Annotated in this window: 1 protein-coding gene; it reads left to right on the top strand. The window is 66.9% G+C overall.

What is annotated here, in order from left to right; genetic code table 11:
• On the top strand, window positions 1-242 hold a 242-nt coding region (locus tag AC0IY1_RS25530), incomplete at both ends, for a P-loop NTPase family protein (protein ID WP_471773374.1).

The raw sequence follows: 242 nt of genomic DNA, 5'->3' as shown, positions 1-242 counted from the left end.
GGAGAAGGGCCTCTCCGTCACCCTGTCGGAGAGTGCCGACGAGCTTGCGGTCGCAGCTGGGACGCACGGGTGGTCCCTCGACGGCATCGAGGTCTACGAGCTTGTCAACGAGCGCGGTCTCGATCCCGACAGCGAGCAATCCGTGCTGCATCCCTCCGAGGTCGAGCTGGGTGAGACCGTCCGGGAGGGGATCGACCGGGTCGACAGCCTCAAGCCGCAGCGGGTGGTGTTCGACAGCCTGT

The sequence above is a fragment of the Methylobacterium sp. AC690 genome, assembly GCF_979256535.1.
Note: the sequence above shows the minus strand (reverse complement) of the source record. Positions and strands in the feature narration are given on the sequence as shown.